Source organism: Chlorogloeopsis fritschii PCC 6912 (assembly GCF_000317285.1).
GTDB classification, from domain to species: Bacteria; Cyanobacteriota; Cyanobacteriia; order Cyanobacteriales; family Nostocaceae; genus Chlorogloeopsis; species Chlorogloeopsis fritschii.
In genome coordinates, this window is the sequence record NZ_AJLN01000084.1 from 127757 (window position 1) to 149303 (window position 21547).

Below are 21547 nucleotides of genomic sequence, written 5' to 3' on the forward strand. Positions count from 1 at the left end.
GATTATTTCATACCTCTATTAATTGTAGAGAAAATACTTTTTCAAAAGTATTTTAGAGCCACCTATTATCGATTATAAATAATAAGTGTACATAAGCATTAGCTAATTTCCTATGGATACAATACTTTCGGGGATCGCTTCTATTCGCTTACGTGGAAACATAATTATTAAAGCTGATTTGCATACCAAACTCAAATAGGGAATAATTGTGGCGATCGCCATAATGGGCCATCTTTTCAAAGCACCGAGGAAGACTCTCCAGTTATTTTTGAAAAAATGTTGTAAAACCAATCTGCTGCAAAACTCCTCCGAGTAACCTATTTCCATTAGTTTGAGATCAACTTCAGGTGAATATGTGTATTGCATTTGAAACAGTAATTTTGGTTTTAGCATCCAATGACTTGCGCCAAAAGCATTTTCTAGATAGACATCTTTAGAGATTTTGACATTTCCGTGAATAGCACAAAAACCAGTCAAATATACTTGTAAATCTAAGTTTTTTAAGCCATCTGGCCATTTTTGCAAGGCACTCTGTACTAACTCTGTTTTGTATATTTGAGCAGACATCAACTGGACACCAGAGCGATTTTCTTGGATACAATGCTCAAAGACTGATTTGCCATCAAGTCTTACTTCTTCGTTGACAATGAGAAAACAACGTTGATAAATTAATTCTTTTGATACTTCATGGCGACATGAAAAATTTAATATTACTAATGATAAGTTTGCTTCTGTAGATAATACATCTGAAAGATAAGATATTGAATTTGCATCTATTTTATCATCATCACTAATTGTCCATACATATTTACCTGTAGCTGCATTGATGCAATAAGCAATATTTTTAATTACACCTATATTTTCGCTATTTCTATTTACTTTGACTTGAATATTACCAAGTTTATTTAACCATTTTTCAATTATTTCTTGTGTGTGATCTGGAGAGCAATTATCAGAAATGACAATTTCACACTCAGATTCAAAGCCTTTGATAGCTTTCTCAAGCCATGTTAACTGGCGATCGAGTAACTCTGCACGGTTGTAAGTAGGGATAGCAATTGTAAGTAATTTGTTCATACTGGATGTGGTTGGATTTGCGGAAAAGTTGTTTTTGAATCTTGTAATTGCATCATTGGCTACTTTAATTTCAATTACACTAAACAAACGATCAGTAGTAAAGTGTAGGTATTGTTTTTAGACTCCTCAAAAAATAATTCATATAGAGACAATCCGAACCAAATATATTTGATTCGGAATCTTTGAAGGTTTGTTGCTACCAAGAGAGCGATTTTGCTATTTCTTAACCCAGAAGAAATCTTGGTCAATTTGTTGGGTGCGAATTAGGTACTCTAGCTGTTTTAGACGAGTAAAGCCTCTAGAGAAGAAGGTGTCTTCTGTCATATCGATGAGGGTGAATAAATCAAATAGCTGCTTTGCACCTTGTTCGGCATTCCAATCACACTTAAATCCGGGTAGTTTTGTGTTAATTTTCTCAAAAGAAACACGATAGCTGCGATTATCTGAGCCTTGCTCACCAAAGCTTAGTTTGCATCCAGGAAAAGTGTCTGCAATAATTTCTGCGATTTCTTTGACTCGGTAGTTGTTGGTGGTATCGCCAACATTGAATATTTGGTTATGAACGATATCGCGTGGTGCTTCGAGAGTGCAAGCGATCGCCTTAGAAATATCTAGCGCGTGCACAAGGGGACGCCAAGGTGTACCATCACTGATCATCTTGATTTCTTTAGTAGTCCATGCCAACCCTGCCAAGTTGTTTAAAACAATATCAAAACGCATCCTGGGGGAAGCACCAAAGGCTGTGGCATTTCGCAAAAAGGTAGGAGAGAAATCGTCATCAGCTAGTGGCTTAACATCTCGCTCTACCAAAGTTTTGCATTCTGCGTAAGCTGTTTGGGGATTAACGGGTGATTCCTCAGTTACGTCTCCATCGGTAGCAACGCCGTAAACACTACACGAAGACATATAAACGAAGCGACGTACACCTGCTTCTTTTGCTAGTTTGGCAAGACGAACTGAACCCTTGTGATTAATATCGTAGGTAATATGAGGTGCGAGTTGTCCAGTCGGATCGTTGGAGAGTTCCGCCATATGAACGACTGCTTCGACACCTTGTAAATCTTCAGTAGTGATATGACGGATATCTTTATTTAAGGTTTTGGCTGTTAACTCAGTACCGTTATATAACCAACCAACTTTATAATAGCCCGTATCTACACCTATAACTTCATGTCCCTTTTGAAGCAATAAGGGAGCTAATAATGAGCCAAGATATCCTTCTGTTCCAGTGACTAGTACTTTCATTCAATATTCCTTGGTGTTGATTGGTTTAATTTAATTTCTCTTAGGATGATTTAGGTACTTGTTAACTTCTGCGGATTGTTCGCGCTAAGAATTACAAGCAACTACAAACTTAAACTAGTGCAGTTTCTAGATGCTGCTGCTCAGGAATTTGCGCAACTATTGCTTTACCGATTTCAATCGAAGAAGTCGCTGCTGGAGAAGGAGCATTGCACACATGAACGGAGTTTTGCCCATGAAGAATCAAAAAGTCGTCTACTAACTTACCATCATTCATCAATGCTTGGGCACGAACTCCAGCGTGGGTAGGAACTAAATCTTCTGCTTGGACTTCGGGTATTAGTTTTTGTAAACTTCTTGTAAAAGCTGCTTTACTAAAGGAACGAACTATTTCCTTAATTCCTTCGTCGGAATGTTTTGCTGCTAGTTTCCAAAACCCCGCATAAGTCATAACTTCAGCAAAATCACGCAAGTCAAAGTCTGTTTTATTATATCCTTCGCGCTTGAGGCTAAGAACAGCATTTGGCCCGGCATGAACGCTACCATCAATCATGCGGGTAAAGTGCACGCCCAAGAAGGGAAATTCTGGATTAGGAACGGGGTAAATCAAGCCCTTTACTAAATAGCGCTTTTCGGGCGTGAGTTCGTAATATTCTCCTCGAAAAGGAACTATTTTTGCTTGTGGATCGACTTTGCCTAATTTGGCAACGCGATCGCTGTGCAATCCAGCACAATTGACAACAAAGCGAGCTTCAAAAGTGCCGTTATTTGTTTCCAGTATCTGAGTATTGCTACTAGTAACTATTTTTTCAACTTTGGTATTGAGTCGCAGTTCTCCTCCCTGCTGTGCAATTATTTGAGCATATTTTTCGCAAACTTGCTTATAATTTACAATACCTGTTGAAAGTACATAAATTCCACCTACACACCTGACATGAGGCTCAATTTCCTTAACTTCTTCAGGGCTGATTCTTTTAATCTCTATACCATTTTCTAAACCACGCTTATAAAGGTTCTCTAAACGTGGTAATTCTTCTTCTTCTGTGGCAACAATTACCTTACCACAAACTTCATAATCAATTCCATGTTCTTGGCAGAATTCTACCATTGAACGGCAACCGTCACGGCAAAACTTAGCTTTAAAACTTCCTGGCTTGTAGTAAATACCAGAGTGAATGACACCGCTATTATTGCCAGTTTGGTGGAATGCCCATTTACTTTCTTTTTCTAGTACTAAAATCCGCGCATGAGGATAGCGTTTACCTAAAGCCATGCCAGTGGAAAGACCGACAATTCCTCCACCTATAATTGCAAAATCGTACATTGGTAGAATTGCCTTTGTTAAAACAATAAAGGAAATTTAAGCGACGAAAAATGAGTTAGTAGTTCAATTTATCTCATCACTAACTAGTAACTCTCTAGCTAGATTTATAGGCTACCATGCTTTCCAAGGAGCTGTTCCACTCTTCCATAGCTCCTCTAAATAATTTTTATCCCTTAATGTATCCATTGGTTGCCAAAAACCATTATGTTTAAAGGCAGATAGCTGTTGCATTTCCGCAAGTTTTTCTAGTGGTTCTTTTTCCCAAACACAAGAATCATCTGGGATGAGATTAATTACTTCAGGCTCTAAAACAAAATAACCACCATTAATCCAGGCACCATCTCCTTCTGGTTTTTCCTTAAAGCTGGTGATTGTAGTTTGTTCTTGTCCTAAGATAATTGCACCAAAGCGTCCTGGTGGTTGAACAGCAGTAAGGGTTCCTAAAGTCTTTTGTTCTTGATGAAATTTAATAAGTTCTGTGATATTGACATTACATACACCATCACCATAGGTAAAACAGAAAGTTTCGTTGCCAATATGATCCTTAACTCGTTTTAACCTTCCGCCAGTCATGGTGTTATCACCTGTATCTACCAAAGTTACGCGCCAGGGTTCAGCATAACCTGAATGTACGCTCATTTGGTTAAAGCGCATATCGAATGTCACATCTGACATATGCAAGAAGTAGTTGGCAAAATACTCCTTGATGACGTATCCTTTATAACCGCAGCAAATGATGAAGTCATTAATACCGTGGGCAGAATAAATCTTCATGATGTGCCATAAAATTGGCTTACCGCCAATTTCAACCATAGGCTTTGGTCTGACACTAGTTTCCTCACTTAGTCGTGTCCCCAATCCCCCAGCCAAAATCACTGCTTTCATGCAATTGCCTCGGATTTTTATAAGTATTTAATGATTGTTTGACTGCATCTACACTTAAATGAAGCAAATATTGATTGCTAAATTTCTCAAGTATATAATTTAAACGTATTTGTGCTAATTATTATGAAGGTCAAGTAAAAAAACTTTCTTGGACTGTAAAAAGATTAAAAAGTTTAAAAATAAAGAGACCTTTAATTTTCAATAGCAAATACATATATAACAAAGTAGCTAGCTTAAATTTCAGGTGTGTTGAGTAGTATCGCTCTCCCTTAATTTAGAATCAACTAGCTACTAGATATAATATATAATTTGCTATTTGCGTTTCTACTTTGCTCTAGTCTAAAAAAGTTGTATTTTGGAAGACTGATTCACACTTATTTTCGAGGACTACACAAATACTGCTGAGTGCTTGTTGATAGCTATCCACGTCTTCTTGTTCAAGGGAAATTTTGGCAGCAGTCTGCAAATCATCTACTGCTTTATTTTTGTTGAAACTAGATTCACTACCTCCATACTGAGCAAGTTCATAGCGAACCATTCCTCGTTTGAGATAAACTTTTGCTAGTCGTGAATTAAGACGTAAAGCTTGGTCAAAGTCTTCAATCGCTTGGTTGTATTCTTTTTCAAAGTCACTACCATATTGAGCAGTTTGATAGCGAACAAGTCCGCGTTGAAAATAGGCTTCTGCTCTTGATGGATTAATCGCGATCGCTTTATTAAAATCGGCTATTGCTTTTTGATAATTTAGTTGGGAGTCACCAGTATATTTAGCAATTTGAGTGTGGGCAATACCCCTTCTGATATAGGCTTCAACTTCATTGTTATTAAATTGCAAAGCACTATTAAAGTCGCCAATTGCTAATTTGTAATATTTCTCAGGATCGCTACTAGATTCTGCAATCATATAGCGAGCATTTCCTCGGTTAACATAGGCTTTAACTTCGTTGGGGTTAGTTTGAATTGCTTGGTTGTAATCTGCAATTGCAGCCTCATAATCCTTGAGATTGTAGTGTGCATTGCCACGATTTATGTAGGCTTTAGCGTATTTGGGAGCTTGTTGTATTGCTAGAGAAAAGTTGGCGATCGCTTGCTCGTAGTCTTTAATTTTGTAAGAGGCGTGTCCTTGCTTGTAGTACTCTGCAAACGTCAGATTTTTACGATTAGCATTATTGGCAGTATTAGAAATCAAAGTTTGTTGAGAGTAGGAATTTTGGGTAAGATAGGGGCGACTAGTAAATTTAACTACCAAGTCCAAATATCCTAATGTACCCAATCCAAGCAAACCCAGAATAATCGGATAAAATTTGGGCTTCCTAGCAGGTTTATAAAAAGGAACGTTTTGATGAGCGAATGAATTGTAACGATGAATTTGTTGCAATGGGATAACTGGCTGTGGTGCCCGTCGATGTTGGGAAGAGCGCCTTCTTGATTGCGGGCGGGGTTTGAGGTGTTCTCTGGCAGCGATCGCCGCTGGTGAGGGGAAAGGATCGCGTCCACCCAATCTTAAAGTGCGTTCGCACCAAGGGCAAGATTGTAAATGGTTGCTGTAACGATGTTGAGGGTTGAGTTCACAGCTCGTTAGGGCTTCTTCTGCTTCTGCCAAAGCCAATGCCCAAGTTTGAGCACTAGGACGCAGTAGGGGGTTGTTGTGTCCTTCTTCAAAACAACGCACAAACAAATCCTGCAAACTGGGATGCAGAATTTTCCAAGCTGGTGCGATTGGAGTAGGAATGTAGGGTACGGAATGATTTTTACTGTAAGTGAAATGACCGCTTGCTATGCGAGCTTCATAAGGTGGTGGTTCACCTGCACCTGTAAAGATACCAGAAAATGGATGCGTACCTTCCATCAACAGTTGGAATATCAGCACTGCTAAACCAAACAAATCATGGGGAACAGCGCGATCGCAGTGAGCAAAAGTTTTATTTTGTAGTTCTGGAGGGGTAAACTCTGGCTTGCCAACAGGACAACGGTAAACAAAGTTATTGTCTGGATCGTAAACCTGGAATGAGTCTGTATCTACAACCGTTACTAAAGCTGTATCGCTGACAAGAATGTTTGACTCATTGACATCACCGACACAGTATCCGCTGGCGTGCAAAGCTGCAAAAGCCGCTGCTAAGTTGCGAGCAGTGCGGAGCAAATATTGATAGCTAAATAAAGGACAGTGCTCTCGACGAGTTCTAGGGTTGTAGAAGTCAATAATCGGACGCATCCCGCGAATGCGCGGCATTAAAAAACCAATAATGCTGTTGCTGTTATCTTTGGCTCGCAATAATTCTACAGGCCAAGCAATAGAAATGTGCCCTAAACTAGCCGTTGGGTTTTCTGGTGGATGGGAGAGCATCACCTCTAGTTTGCGAGCTTGTTGCTCGGATGGGCTGTGATAAACTTTAGCCACTAAATTGGCATCTGTTGGCACTGTATAAATACAGGCTTCACCACCACGTCCTAAACTGACAGTGAGATTGAGAGGAATAAATTTTTGGTTGGGAAAACAACGTAGTACCTGCATGATGATGTTGATTTTGATAGTTGGGGTTGGTTGACGAAACTCTCAAAAACTTTAGTTGTGGTTGTCGCTTAATCAGTTAGCGCTGCTACAATCAGGGTCAAATCATCGTCCGTCCTTTGTGCGATTCGCTCGGAACGCAAAAATTTCACCAGTTGCTCTTTCGCCACGATCTTGTCTTGGGCGTTGGCAACAAAGTCAAACAAAGGAAGAAAGAAAGGTTTGTGAGGGGCACTGACAGCCATGTTCATCGCTAACCATTGAAGTCCATCAGTAATAACGCTGAGATTGACTACGGATTGACGCCAGATTGTCACTTGCGCTCTTTCTACAGCGCCAGGTGAAACCAAAAAAGTTGTTTCGTTCATGTATTCACCGTTATCAGGAGTGGTAAGTGCGCTCAGATTGCCCATGCTATCCTTCGCTACTGCCACACCATCTCCGATTTGCACTACTGCCACCAGTTCCGGTGTGGCTACCACAAAAATTAATGTACTTGCTAAATCCTGTGGTTTTTTGTTGCAGGCAGCAGCTTCTGCTTCCACGGCTGTTTTGGCGGTTAATATGGACTCCATTAAAAGCGATCGCACAACAGCGTCATCTTCGAGCACAGCGCGATGAATTTCTTTTTTTGATATAGTTTCGACTGCAGTTTCTGTTGCAACCATCGCCCCAACCTTACCTAAAATGGCAGAACCGGCACCATCCGCTGCCGCCACCACCAAAACATTGTCTGGCAATATTAAAAAATGGTGAGCATCCTGACACAGCTGCTTATTTTTTACGTGACTTGTACCGCATACTGATGCGGCTACTACCCGCCATTGAGGTATTTTAATTGAAGTTTTCATAAAGCCATTTTCCAACAGCTAGCTGTGTGAGTGTAAGCAGGAAATCTCAATTAAACAGAACCCCAACCAATCGGAGGTAGCGCCACTTGTTCGTCTACTTTGGAATGGGAAACCGCTGACATACTGGCAGACAGCCAGACAAACAACTCTACAAAATTTAATCCATTTAGCTTCAAGGGAGTACGGACAGCAATATTACTTAACCGTGTCATATTGGCATTTTCTACACCCACTGTAAAAAAAGCCACTTTTTTATTCGCTTCATCTACCTGCAAACGTTTCGTGGCTTGGTCTATGATGTTATCTGACTCGCCTTGCGGCTCTCCATCAGTAATCATGAACACCCAAGGACGATAATAGGCGATGCCATTACTGCGGTATTGAGCCTTGCGCTCTTGAATCATATCCAAAGCTTTATGGATTCCGGAACCCATATTAGTTAATCCTTGTGCAGTCAGTATTGGCGGATTAAATTGATCCGCTGTCACAAAGTCTTGTACGACATTGACATGACTATCAAAAGTGACTATTGCTACTTCTACCCTTCTGGAAGCTAAAGAGTTTTTAATCAATTCATCCTTAAAACTCAATAGCCCCTCATTCAATGCATTAATTGGCATCCCTTGCATTGAACCGGACGTATCTAGTAGCAACACACAGGGACAGCGCGGTTCGGGATTCTCGGCGAATTCAACTACTTCATCAAGTTTTAATGTATCTTGCATAACTTCTCTTGTTATGTCACACTCCAAAAGTTTGTGTTCTCATTGTTCAGAGTATATAGTTTCCAGTCCTGCTAAGACTACCTAGATGGCATGGTTTAGTAGATTGGTTACTAATTTATGAAACAGGTAGCCGCTACCGGAATACGCAAAACTTCTAAAAAATCTTCCCTGAGACTTAATTAATCGTTTTAAGAAGGGAATCTGCCAGAGGCTGGCATTATCTGTAGAAGTGCTGATAAAAATTTTATACATTATTAAACTAGGATAATATAATTGCGTACCTTTGCTGATGTCCTCTTTTAAAGATTTTGTGTAGAATAGCAATATTTTAGATGAAATCCATTAAATACTATTAAACAATCAACATTATCACTAAAACTATCAAGAAAAGCATGATTAATCTTCCCAAGAAAATATTAGAACCACTTACTTAATAACTTTATAAAAAATTAAAGAAATTCAGCAAATTCCCGAATATCGTGCTTTTTGGCTATATAGAATAAATAAAAACTGAACTTACAAAAGTGAATTGTTGAACTTGAAATATAATATCTTCTACTATGCCAAGTGTAAAAAATTTGATCTGAATAAAGTGTAACTTTTGATAGTGATGAACAAATATAGCAAATTTAGGAAATCACATACGTTCATTTTGTTAAGACACTTACCTAGTAGTTCTGACAGTAATTGTTTATAGACATTAAATAACTTACATATTGTGCTCAATGTTTCTAGATCGGGGCAAAAACACCCATGCTACTCCTTTATCTGCACCCTTGTGTGGGTAGATTTGCACTTGCGCTACTTCAGCTATCGAATTCCCACTTGATCCAGTGAAACTCGTGTGCAATTAAGTTTGACATTTGAGCTTGGTTCATACAGTTATTTCACAAAACATCACATATGCTTTCCGGAAAAAATCCCCTACTCCAAGTTGTCTACTTGAAATCAAGCGGTTTGCTAGCTATGTCAGTCCAATAGTGGGAGTTAATGCGATCGCTTTTTTTCGCGTCAAGCTCAAAAGGCTAAAATTCAAATTTTTCTCCAACTGCACGCTTGATTTTTGAAAGTTGACAGGGTACTATATATATAATGGAATAGGTGTGCACAGATAGACTCCCTCTCTTCAAAATTAAGTTGGTATTTTTGGAGTTAACGGTGCAGCAACAAGAAAGTAATTAAGCCAATAACAGAATATAAGGTAAAAAGTATCCAACTCCTCTCCGGGTAAATTGCATGAACCTCACGGCTGACTCCCTAGCAAAGACGAGAGCGCTTTCTTTTTTAATTTCGGCGATGGGAGTTTGAGCGTATTCCTACAATGGTGCAAAGTTAATGGCGGTGGCGAGTTCAGCAGCACGATTTCAGGAATGAATTGCCGCCTCTAGTTCTCCTATTTCTAATTGCTTTTGGGCAATCAACAATAGGTTGCGACTTTGACTGTAGATATCACCAATTTGAGTGTAAAGGTTTTGAGCTTGCTGGAGATATGCCAGTGCTTGCTGGGGGTTTTCTTGTAAGTTGCCGATAGCTTTTAAAGTGTTGGCTTACCCTTACACTCTTGAGTGCTATTATTCCGCGAATTTTAACAAATAGCGCGAGCGCACAAAAAACAGCCACCATAAGTAAGTGCGATCGCACTTCCATCATCCCGCATTCTAGAAAAAGCTCGAAATCTTAATTAGATTCATCTTGACTTGTGATTTTAACTTGTAGTATAAACACGTAAATTATATATAGAGTAGTTAAATTTACTACTTTTAAAAGTAATAAAGTTTCCGTGAGCAATTCCTGAGTGATCGCAATGAATCTAAACATCAGTCTATGTATTAAACTCTTTACTGCATCGATAGTGTTGAGCCAGAGTCTAAATTTATTGTCCATACCAAAGGCAGATGCTGCTGGTTTTAAATTCACCAAGATTGTAGATGGAACTACACCTATTCCCGGTGGCACTGGCAATTTTTACTACCTATTTAACCCAAATATAAATGGTAATAATATCGTTTTTGCAGGAGGTTCTGAACACAATGTTGATCTACTAGGCGTATATGCCACTACGGGTACAAATAAAGCCATAACGAAGATAGCAGATCAAAATACGCCTATTCCAGGTGGAACAGGTAAATTTGACTACTTAGGGCAACTGAGTGTCAGTGGTAGTAATATCGCCATTGCAGGTGGTACTTATAGTCATGATGCTCAAAGCGGCATATATATTACTAAAGGAATAAATGGAGCTTTAACCAAGTTTGCAGATACAAACACGCCTATTCCCAGTGGAACTGGTAACTTTAAGTGGGTTGGCTACCCAAGTATAAGTGGTAACAATATTACTTTTGTTGGTAGTGATGCTAGTCACAAAGCAGGCATATACGCTAACACAGGTGAAAACAGAGCTTTCATCAAAATTGCAGATACAAATACGCCTGTTCCCAGTGGAATTGGTAACTTTAAGTGGGTTGGCTACCCAAGTATAAGTGGTAACAATATTACTTTTTTGGGTGATGATGCTACTTCCAAGCGAGGCATATATGCTAACACAGGTGAAAATGGAGCCTTGATCAAGATTGTTGATATAAGCACGCCTATGCCTACTGGGATTGATAACTCCCATCCCATTGATTACCCAAGTACAGGTGGTAGCAATATCACTTTTGTTGGTAGTGATGCTAGTGGCAAAACAGGCATATATGCTAACTTGGGTGAAAATGGAGCTTTAATCAAAATTGTTGATACAAACACACCTGTTCCTGATGGTGTTGGTAATTTTGATTATTTCTCTGAAGTAAGAAGACATGGTAATACTGTCACTTTTGTCGGTAGATTCTATGACGCTAATTACTACCAATCAGGACTGTATATTTATTTAGATGGTATGCTTAGTAAAGTAATTAGCAGTACTGATACATTATTTCCAGACAAAAGAATAATTGAAATATACGATATAAGCAGACATGGATTTGATGGAGAATCGCTGGCTTTTGGTACGTTTTTAAGCGATGCTTCAATGGCCATTTTTCGAGCAGACAAGATTTCTGAGCCTGTACCAGAACCTTTAACTTTGGGAGGTACAGCAGTGGCTGGTGTTGTCGGTTTCTGGTTCAAGAAGAAAAAGAAGAAAGTTGTAGCTTAGAAATACATCCGAGTTATCGATTTCAAGGTGCGATCGCATCCTAAAATCACAACAACTTAAGTAGCCCTTGCTGAACGCAGTTCAGCAAGATACATGAAAATACCTCTTCACCTGTTCCCCCAACCCTATTTTCTCACCTGAAAATACTTCTTCCTATTCCCTATTCCCCCAACCCTGTTTCCTGTCACCTATCCCCTGTCCCCTATTTCCCATACACCCCAAACTACCTCGACATTCTGTTCTATTTGTCCTATGGTTTGGTAAATTATTAACATAGCTTAAAAAAAACTGTAGTTAGGCAAACAAGGGGCAAACTTGAGTTACTATTCAGACGGCATTCCTCCCCACGGTGGGCAGTTGATAAATCGCATTGCTACACCAGAACAAAGAGAAGTATTTCTCTCCAAAGCCGAGTTTTTGCCGCGAGTGCAACTTGATGCGCGGGCTGTATCCGATCTAGAAATGATTGCGATCGGTGGTTTTAGTCCCCTAACTGGTTTTATGAACCAAGAGGATTACAATCGCGTTGTTGCCGAAATGCGGCTAGCTAATGGTACTGTGTGGTCAATTCCGATTACTTTGTCAGTAACAGAAGAAGTAGCAGCCCCACTGACTGAAGGTGGTTTGATTCGTCTAGATAACCCCGAAGGACAATTTATCGGGGTGTTAGAACTCACGCAAAAGTATACCTACGACAAGAAACACGAAGTAATAAATGTCTACCGCACTGATGATGAAAAGCATCCCGGCGTACAGGTAGTATACAATCAGGGTTCTGTAAACCTTGCAGGTGACGTGTGGTTGTTAGAACGCGCTCCTCATTCCCAATTTCCTGCTTACCAAATAGATCCTGTTGAGTCTCGTAAATTATTCAAGTTAAGAGGATGGAAAACCATTGTTGGTTTCCAAACTCGCAACCCTATCCATCGTGCTCATGAATACATCCAAAAATGCGCGATGGAAACTGTAGATGGACTATTTTTACATCCGTTGGTAGGAGCAACTAAGGACGATGACATTCCTGCCGACGTGCGGATGCGCTGTTATGAAATTTTGCTAGAAAAATACTATCCCCAAGACAGAGTAATTCTAGCCATCAATCCCTCGGCAATGCGTTATGCTGGGCCTCGTGAGGCTATTTTCCATGCTCTTATTCGTAAGAACTATGGCTGTACTCACTTTATTGTGGGACGGGATCACGCAGGTGTGGGAGATTACTACGGCACCTATGATGCTCAATACATCTTCGATGAGTTTTCTCAAGAAGAAATTGGCATTGTGCCGATGAAGTTTGAACACGCCTTCTACTGTACCCGCACTAAGCAAATGGCGACAACTAAAACAAGTCCTAGCAAATCCGAAGAACGGATTCACCTATCGGGTACAAAAGTGCGGGAAATGCTGCGTCGGGGCGAGTTACCCCCTCCAGAATTTTCCCGCCCAGAAGTGGCGGCAGAGTTGGCACGGGCAATGCGAGTACCTGTCAAAGTTTAATGTTTATCTACTTTACAAACAGTCTCAAACCAAACTTTACACTACAGTCCTCAGCCCGATAAGCTTAATAAGCTGATGGACTGAGGGCTGGTGGCTAATTATGAAGCGGCGAACGTTTTTACAACGGTTTGGCTCCCTACTCGCGGTATTGGGTATAACAGAGGCTGAGTGGTTTAGCTTAGGAAATCGCTATCAGCAAGCGCTAGCACATCCCAGTTCGCGTAAATTAGCTTTATTAATAGGTATTAATCAATACCAACAAAGTCAGGTTCTCAATGGTTGTCTGACGGATGTAGAACTACAACAAGAACTTTTGATTCACCGTTTTGGTTTTCAACCGTCAGATATTTTGGTTTTGACTGATGAACAAGCCAGTAGAGAATTTATTGAGTCTGCTTTTTTGGAGCACCTAGTTAAGCAAGCAAAACTAGGTGATGTTGTTGTGTTCCACTTTAGCGGCTATGGCAGTCGTGTCAGGTTGGGAACTTTGGCAGAAGCTGTGCAAAACGCTCTTATTACCACAGATGGAGCAGATAGCAAATCGCAGGCAACAAAAAATGCTAACTACTTGTTGGAAGAGACGCTGATGTTAATGTTGCGATCGCTTCCCACAGAACGAGTAACAGCAGTATTAGACACTAGTTACTACATTCCTACTACTTTCTTGCCTACAGGTTTGCGAATTCGCAGTCGGCAAATGGCAAAAGAAGCAATTGTGGCAACAGCAGAACTTGAGTTGCAAAAACAGCTGCGAGAAAAAGCTGCAACGGAGTTATCGGCAATAGTGTTGTCTGCAACTGCCGATCCCAATCAAGTGGCACAGGAGATACAGTTATCTGGTTTTAGTGCTGGATTATTTACTTATGCCTTAACGCAGTATCTGTGGGAGACTACGCCAGCAACAACAATTCCTGTCTTAATCTCTCGTGTGGGAAGTGTGATGCAGCAGTTTGGTAGCACACAACAGCCAAGCTTGCTCATGGGTAAGAAAAATCAGCAGCGAGTTACTTTGAGTGAGGCGTTTGTTCCCCTCTCCACCCAGAGTGCAGAAGGAGTAGTGACGGCAGTTGAAGATGAGGGGAAAACAGTACATCTGTGGTTGGCAGGATTACCTTTACAAGTGCTGGAATACTATGGAGGAAATTCTCGATTGACTTTGGTGAGTCAACAGGGAGAGACTGCACAGTTAGTTTTGCGATCGCGCAATGGATTGACAGCAAAAGCCCAACTTGCTTCTGGTACTGAAAGTAAAATTACTCCACAGATAGGACAATTAGTTCAAGAAACAGTACGAGTTTTACCCCGCAATATTAATTTAACCGTTGCTCTAGATGGCGGATTGGAAAGAATTGAGCGGGTAGATGCTACTAGCGCCTTTGCAACAGTTGAGCACGTGACAAGTGTAGTAGCAGGAGAGCAACCTGCAGATTACGTATTTGGCGAACTTCCAGATGGCAGAACAAAAGATTTGATTGCATCGACTGCATTGATAGTCTCTCCCAGTCGCTATGGATTATTTTCTTTGGGCAGTGAACTCATTCCCAGCACCATTGGCGAAGCAGGAGAAGCCGTAAAAGTGGCAGTGCAGCGCTTAAAACCAACTTTGCAAACTTTGCTGGCGGCAAAATTATGGCGACTCACAGATAATGAAGGTTCTTCTTGCTTAAGTATCAAGGCAACCTTAGAAATAATGAATAGCATCGCACCTCGCGTGGTGATGCAACGCGAAACGATGCGAACTCTAAGTGCAGAAACAGCAAGTAAAAAACAATTAAATCAACTAAATACCGAACCTGGGCGTATCCCAATTGTGCCGATTGGTAGTAAGGTACAGTACCGCATCCAAAATATGGGCACGCAGCCAGTATATTTTATGCTGTTAGGATTAAATAGTGCCAGGAATGCGATCGCCCTTTACCCATGGCAAAAAGGAGATGATACCGAGGATACCACCAACAATGCATTACTTGAGGATATTGTGATTGCTCCGGGCGAAAGCTTGACTTTACCACAATCCACAACTGGTTTTGAATGGGTGATTCAGGGGCCTGCTTTTTTGAGTGAAAATCAATTAATCTTTAGTACAGCTCCGTTTACTCAAACTCGCAACGCCTTAGAAACTACTAAACATCCGCGAGCAGATCGACAGCGCATTCAACCATTGCTCAACCCCTTAGAAGTTGCTAATGCCTTACTACAAGACTTACACAATGCTAGTTCCGTAAAAGCTGAGATGAATGTTGCAACTGCTGAAGCTTATGTGTTGGATGTTAATAATTGGGCTAGTCTAGGCTTTATATATCAAGTGATTTAAGTAGCAAGAAAATCTCAAAAGATTTATATTTATACACAAAATTCGTTCGGGCATAAAACTACCGAACTACTTAACAATTAGTTTATAAATGACCTCTCATTAGTAGCAGAAAACGCAGAAAACAAACATAGAAGAAAAAATTAAAAGAGAGTTTAAGTGAAGTACCACAGGTGCAGCGTAGCTAAACCTGTGGTTTCCTGCCCTGAACCCCTTTTTGAACTAGGGAAAAATCTATTTACATAGCGGATTTCGCAACCGTAAATATCCCCTTTATATTCCAACATTGTGAGGAAATTTCCCCAAGCTACACTTCGTTCCGCATAGGTTTTCCCACCAGAAATGATAAATAGTAATTTTATCGGGCAATTGTTTGATTACTAAGTTGTTGTGAAAGTTGGCATTTGTGCAAAAAATAAATTGCTGTAAGGTAGGCTATGCCTACCCTACAAATAATTAGCGGTCTACTGACCCCATGATCACATCAATACTGCCCAAAATCACTACAATATCTGCTACCTTAACACCTCGCAGCAGATGAGGGAGAATTTGCAAATTATTGAAATCTGCTGGGCGAACTTTCCAACGCCAAGGGAAGACGTTATCATCCCCAATTAAATAAATTCCCAATTCTCCTTTGCCACTTTCTACGCGAGAGTAAATTTCACCTTTGGGGATTTTGAAGGTAGGAGCGACTTTCTTGGCAATGTACTGATAATCAAATCCATCCCACTCGGATTTAGGCCCGGCTTGCATCCGCTTGGCTTCTAGATTTTCGTAAGGCCCGCCCGGAAGCGCTTTTAGAGCTTGCTTGAGAATCTTCACAGATTCACGCATTTCCCGCATCCGCACCATATAACGGGCTAAACAATCACCAGCAGTTTCCCACTGGACTTCCCAATCGAAGTCATCGTAACATTCATAATGGTCTACTTTGCGCAAATCCCACTTCACGCCAGAAGCACGTAGCATCGGGCCAGAAAGTCCCCAGTTAATTGCTTCGTCGCGGGTGATGGTGCCAATACCTTCTACGCGACGGCGGAAAATAGGATTATTGGTAACCAAGCGCTCGTACTCATCTACTTTAGGCAAAAAGTAGTCACAGAAGTCCATGCACTTGTCAACCCAACCATAGGGCAAGTCAACTGCTACCCCCCCAATCCGGAAGTAGTTATTGTTAACCATGCGGTAACCTGTGGCTGCTTCCCACAGATCGTAAATCATTTCTCGTTCGCGGAACTGATAGAAAAAGGGAGTTTGAGCGCCTACGTCAGCAAGGAACGGGCCAAACCATAGCAAGTGGTTGGCGATACGGTTCAACTCCAGCATAATAACGCGAATGTAGCTGGCGCGTTTGGGAACGGTAATACCTGCTAACTTTTCTGGAGCATTAACGGTAACGGCTTCATTGAACATACCCGCTGCGTAGTCCCAACGACTCACGTAGGGAACATACTGGAGATTGGTACGGTTTTCCGCAATTTTTTCCATTCCCCGATGCAAGTAGCCAATTACCGGTTCACAATCAACTACATCCTCGCCATCCAAAGTGACAATTAACCGCAAAACCCCGTGCATTGAGGGATGGTGAGGCCCCATGTTCAGCACCATAGGTTCAGTGCGGGTTTCTATTCTTGCCATAAATCCAGTGTTCTCCCGTTTGTGAACGATGAAGCCAGTAACCCCTACTTGGAAATGTGTTTGATTTTTTGAGTTCGGGTGGCCTTTTGAAGATATATTTGCTACGAATACACTAAAATCAACAAGTTTATGTTGTGGTATTCATACGTTTGGATTGCATTTAACTAATCTAATTATATTGAGATGGGTGTAGGGAAGCCGATTTCCACTTGCAGAACTATCTATAAGCATTCTAGAAGATTGCTATAGGTTATATTAGTGTGTGATTGCATTAAGATGCATAAATATGACTTTAAATCAAGAGCATTTTGATATATTGACTCAAATACTTACGATTTAATCCCTTAGTCTAATTGGTATGAAAGCACGTAAGCCGCAAAAAAGCATTTACCAAGGGTTATTTAACACAACTACTATATTTATTTGTTGCTATTGTCTATTTCTGCGCCAGCCCACATGAATTCTCATTCATCCCAACCACCAGATATCGAAGAACCGATTTTTTACCATATTCCCGTCTTACCTACAGAAGTCATTGAAGGTTTAGCAGTTCGTTCAGGGGGACATTATCTGGATGCAACAGTAGGAGGTGGTGGGCATACTCGGCTCATTCTTGAAGCAGCACCTGATGTACGAGTAACGGCGCTCGATCAAGATGAAGATGCTTTGGCGGCGGCGAAGAAGAACTTAGCAGAGTTTGGGGAGAGAGTCACCTTTATTCACAGTAATTTTGCTGCTTATAAATACCCATCTCAGACTTTCGACGGTATTCTTGCCGATTTGGGTGTAAGTTCTTACCATTTGGATCAGCCAGAGCGAGGCTTTAGCTTTCGTAATACTGCTAGTTTAGATATGCGGATGAATCGGCAGCAGTCTCTGACAGCGGCTGATGTAATTAATGATTGGGATGAAGTTGAATTAGCAGATATTTTCTTTAAATATGGAGAAGAAAGACTATCGCGGCGCATTGCCAAACGTATTGTTGAACAGCGCCCATTTAGCACTACTACTGATTTAGCAGAAGCGATCGCATATTCTGTTCCCCCCAAATACCGTTACGGCAGAATTCACCCTGCTACCCGTGTTTTTCAAGCACTGCGAATTGTAGTTAACGACGAATTAAAGTCCCTAGAAACCTTTTTAGAAAAAGCACCAAATGCTCTCATCTTAGGTGGCAGAATCGCTATTATTAGTTTTCACAGCTTGGAAGACAGGATAGTGAAGCATAGTTTTAAAGATTCGTCAATCTTGAAGATTGTGACGAAAAAGCCAATTATTGCCCAAGAAGAAGAAATTGACATTAATCCCCGTTCTCGTTCAGCCAAATTGAGGATTGCCGAGAAGATTGAGTGAGGGGGCAAGGGGTTCCCCTCTGGGGTTGGGGGCTGGGGGAGACAAGGAAACACGGGGACAAGGAGACAAAGAGACAACCAACTACTGTACGGGCGGGTTTTATTAGTAATCTCTCAAAATAACGAAATATCTAAAATAAACCCGCACGGCAGTCGCTACAACGGAGGAGCCACTGCGGTGGACGGGTTTCCCGGCATAAAGGAGCCAGCGCGTTGCGCGGGTTCCCCGCGTTGTAGCGACTGGCGTCATGTGGCGTGGAACCTCCCTTCGGGTTCGCCAGTTCCCCTACCCTGGCGGGAAGCCGCTCCGCATCTACGTGACGGGAACCGCCAAGACGGGGACTGGACTCACCGCAACGCGCTGCCTCCCCTACTAACAAATGACTAATGACCAATGACTAATCAGACTGTGCTATTCACTTCAAGAATGGGAACACTAAGAAAAACCAATTTAGTCCACCACTGCTTACGTTAATTCCTATTTATGAATAGCAGCAACGAAGATTCTACGATTCAATTTGTTGATTTAATAAACTGCGATCGCGAACCCATTCATATTCCTGGTTCGATTCAACCCCATGGTGTATTGTTTGTATTACAAGAACCGGATCTAAAAATTTTGCGGGTTAGTAGCAATACCCTAAGTTTTTTAGGAGTACCGCCAGAAAGCTTACTTAATCAAAGTTTGAGTAAATTACTCGATCCTTATGCGTTTGATTCATTAAAACAAAGCCTATCGCAACTTGAACTTGAGAATGTCAACCCCCTGAAACTGTCGCTCAAGCTTGAGAACAAGTCTCTTCTTTGCAATGGTATTGCCCATCGTTCTCAGGAGTTATTAATTTTAGAACTAGAGCATTCACTCACACCAGAAGTTCTATCTTTTTTGGATCTTTATCACCTGGTGAGAACATCCGCTAGTAGCATCCAAAAAGCAAAAACCTTAGAAGAACTATGTCAAACAGCTGTCAAAGAGATACGCAAGTTGACAGGCATGGATCGGGTAATGATTTATAAATTCGACCCACAAGGACATGGGACAATTGTTGCAGAAGATAAACCAGACACATTGTCGCCATTCCTGGGGTTACGCTATCCCGCTTCTGATGTACCCAAACAGGCAAGGCGACTTTATCTGGAGAATTGGATTCGACTCATTGCTGATGTGAATTATCAGCCTGTGGAAATTATTCCTACAACTGCACATTTATACGATCAATCGCTAGACTTGAGTTTTTCAGTTCTCAGAAGCGTTTCTCCCCTTCATATTCAATATCTCAAAAATATGGGGGTAGGTGCATCTATGTCCATTTCGTTAATTGTCGAGCAAAAGTTATGGGGATTAATTGCCTGCCATCACTATTCCCCCAAGCAGATTGCCTACGAAGTCAGAACAGCGTGTGAATTTTTAGGGCAGGTGATGTCGTCACAAATTCCCTATTTGGAAGCTAATGAAGATCAAGATTATAAGCTTTACTTGAAATCCATTCAGAACAAACTAATTGAATATGTATTTGCTGAAAATAATTTTGAAAATAACTTTACTGATGGCTTACTGAAGCATCAGCCCAATTTACTTAATTTGGCGCAGGCTAATGGTGCTGCAATTTGGTTTAATGGCGATTGTAAAGTGATTGGCAACACGCCTGAACGGGAAGAGATTCAAGCCTTGGTTGAGTGGTTAGCTCAAACCATGTCGCAAAACGTGTTCCAGACTAATTCGCTGCCTCTGCTTTATCCACAAGCAGAAACCTTCAAAGAAGTTGCTAGTGGATTGTTGGCGATCGCTATCTCTGCGAACCAATATATATTGTGGTTTCGTCCAGAAGTTATTCACACCGTTAATTGGGCAGGCAATCCGAACAAGCCAGTGGAAATTGACGAGGATGGAACCGAGCGACTCTCACCTCGCGGCTCGTTTGAACTGTGGCAAGAAACTGTACAGCTAACCTCGCAACCCTGGAAGCCTTGTGAAGTGGAAGCTGTAGATGAGTTGAGAACTGCCCTGGTTGGCATTGTGTTGCGTCAAGCAAACGAACTTGCCAAGTTAAATCAGGCATTGCGGCAATCGGAAGCGGAGCAACGTCACAAAGCAATGCAGTTAGAGCAGGCATTGCAGGAACTGCAACATACTCAAGTTCGCTTGATCCAAAGTGCAAAAATGTCGAGCTTGGGACAACTAGTGGCAGGAATTGCCCATGAAATCAATAATCCAATCAACTTTATCTATGGCAATCTTACTCACGCTGATACTTATATAAACAATTTGCTAAAGCTGCTACATCTTTATCAGCAGGAATTAGCCACACCAGGATCTGAACTGCAAAAAGAGTTGGAGGCGACTAACGTTGAGTTTGTTCGAGAAGATTTACCCAAGCTGTTGCAGTCGATGCAAGCAGGAGCAAGCCGCATTCGCGATATTGTTTACTCATTGCGAAACTTTTCACGGTTAGATGAGGCAAAGCTCAAGTCTGTGGATATTCATGAAGGATTAGACAGTACTTTGCTAATTCTCAGCAATCGATTGAAGGCAAGATTGGGCTTCCCAGAAATTCAAGTGGTCAAAGAATACAGCTATCTGCCGTTGATTGAATGCTATGCTAGCGAACTTAATCAGGTGTTTATGGCTCTGCTCACAAATGCGATTGATGCACTGGAGGAGCGCCATCGTCAGCATACACTGGATGAAATTGCCGCCAAACCAAGCAAGATTACAATTCGCACATCTGTAGTGAGTAGCGATCGCCAATCAGTAACAGATAAAAAAGTGCTAATTCAAATTATCGACAATGGAATGGGAATTGCAGAAGATATTCAGCCTAAAATCTTTGATCCCATCTTTAGCACCAAATCTGGGGATAAACGTCTGCGGGGAATGAGTCTAGCAATTAGCCATCAGATTGTAGAAAAACATCAAGGACAAATTACTTGCATTTCCAGTTTAGGTAAGGGTGCAGAGTTTCGGGTTGAGCTGCCGATATAACAAACTCTAGGCGA

The 21547-nt window shown here is 41.2% G+C and carries 14 protein-coding genes; 5 read left to right on the plus strand and 9 right to left on the minus strand.

Going from position 1 to position 21547, the window contains the following annotated elements; translation table 11 throughout:
- Positions 1-102 precede the first annotated feature (102 nt).
- The 7 genes from UYC_RS0116110 to UYC_RS0116140 all read right to left on the minus strand — a co-directional run bounded on the left by UYC_RS0116110 (position 103) and on the right by UYC_RS0116140 (position 8616).
- Positions 103-1164, minus strand: coding sequence for a glycosyltransferase family 2 protein (locus UYC_RS0116110; protein ID WP_016872575.1), 1062 nt, complete (start codon positions 1162-1164; stop codon positions 103-105).
- Between the two features lie 129 nt (positions 1165-1293).
- A complete protein-coding gene (locus UYC_RS0116115; protein ID WP_016872574.1) occupies positions 1294-2322 on the minus strand; it encodes an NAD-dependent epimerase/dehydratase family protein in 1029 nt (342 codons plus the stop codon).
- Between the two features lie 109 nt (positions 2323-2431).
- Entirely contained in the window at positions 2432-3643 is a 1212-nt protein-coding gene (lhgO, locus tag UYC_RS0116120; protein ID WP_016872573.1) for an L-2-hydroxyglutarate oxidase, read from the minus strand.
- A gap of 111 nt (positions 3644-3754) precedes the next feature.
- Positions 3755-4528 carry a glucose-1-phosphate cytidylyltransferase gene (rfbF, locus tag UYC_RS0116125; RefSeq protein WP_016872572.1) on the minus strand — a complete coding sequence of 258 codons (774 nt, stop codon included), beginning with the start codon at positions 4526-4528 and terminating at the stop codon, positions 3755-3757.
- A gap of 334 nt (positions 4529-4862) precedes the next feature.
- On the minus strand, positions 4863-7043 hold the full coding sequence (locus UYC_RS0116130) for a tetratricopeptide repeat protein (RefSeq protein ID WP_016872571.1): 2181 nt from the start codon (positions 7041-7043) through the stop codon (positions 4863-4865).
- A gap of 68 nt (positions 7044-7111) precedes the next feature.
- The gene (locus UYC_RS0116135; RefSeq protein WP_016872570.1) at positions 7112-7891 is read right to left on the minus strand and encodes a PP2C family serine/threonine-protein phosphatase; all 780 of its coding nucleotides are present in this window, start codon (positions 7889-7891) and stop codon (positions 7112-7114) included.
- Positions 7892-7941: 50 nt separating this feature from the next.
- The gene (locus UYC_RS0116140; protein ID WP_016872569.1) at positions 7942-8616 is read right to left on the minus strand and encodes a vWA domain-containing protein; all 675 of its coding nucleotides are present in this window, start codon (positions 8614-8616) and stop codon (positions 7942-7944) included.
- A 1804-nt stretch (positions 8617-10420) separates the two neighbouring features.
- Here UYC_RS0116140 and UYC_RS0116150 point away from each other — a divergent pair.
- From UYC_RS0116150 to UYC_RS0116160, 3 genes are all read left to right on the plus strand, one after another.
- Positions 10421-11752, plus strand: a complete 1332-nt coding sequence (locus UYC_RS0116150) for a PEP-CTERM sorting domain-containing protein (protein ID WP_235082850.1) — start codon at positions 10421-10423, stop codon at positions 11750-11752.
- A 315-nt stretch (positions 11753-12067) separates the two neighbouring features.
- On the plus strand, positions 12068-13246 hold the full coding sequence (sat, locus tag UYC_RS0116155; RefSeq protein WP_016872566.1) for a sulfate adenylyltransferase: 1179 nt from the start codon (positions 12068-12070) through the stop codon (positions 13244-13246).
- A gap of 100 nt (positions 13247-13346) precedes the next feature.
- On the plus strand, positions 13347-15560 hold the full coding sequence (locus UYC_RS0116160; protein WP_016872565.1) for a caspase family protein: 2214 nt from the start codon (positions 13347-13349) through the stop codon (positions 15558-15560).
- 152 nt (positions 15561-15712) lie between these two features.
- On the opposite strand, the gene UYC_RS40355 is transcribed toward UYC_RS0116160, so the two are convergent.
- A complete protein-coding gene (locus tag UYC_RS40355) occupies positions 15713-15919 on the minus strand; it encodes a zinc ribbon domain-containing protein (RefSeq protein WP_422678750.1) in 207 nt (68 codons plus the stop codon).
- A gap of 94 nt (positions 15920-16013) precedes the next feature.
- Entirely contained in the window at positions 16014-17198 is a 1185-nt protein-coding gene (locus UYC_RS0116165) for an NAD(P)H-quinone oxidoreductase subunit H (RefSeq protein ID WP_016872564.1), read from the minus strand.
- 456 nt (positions 17199-17654) lie between these two features.
- Between UYC_RS0116165 and rsmH the strand changes: the two genes are divergently transcribed.
- Both rsmH and UYC_RS0116175 read left to right on the plus strand, forming a co-directional pair.
- Positions 17655-18551, plus strand: coding sequence for a 16S rRNA (cytosine(1402)-N(4))-methyltransferase RsmH (rsmH, locus tag UYC_RS0116170; protein WP_016872563.1), 897 nt, complete (start codon positions 17655-17657; stop codon positions 18549-18551).
- Positions 18552-19034: 483 nt separating this feature from the next.
- Positions 19035-21533 carry an ATP-binding protein gene (locus UYC_RS0116175; RefSeq protein ID WP_016872562.1) on the plus strand — a complete coding sequence of 833 codons (2499 nt, stop codon included), beginning with the start codon at positions 19035-19037 and terminating at the stop codon, positions 21531-21533.
- Positions 21534-21547: the final 14 nt, after the last annotated feature.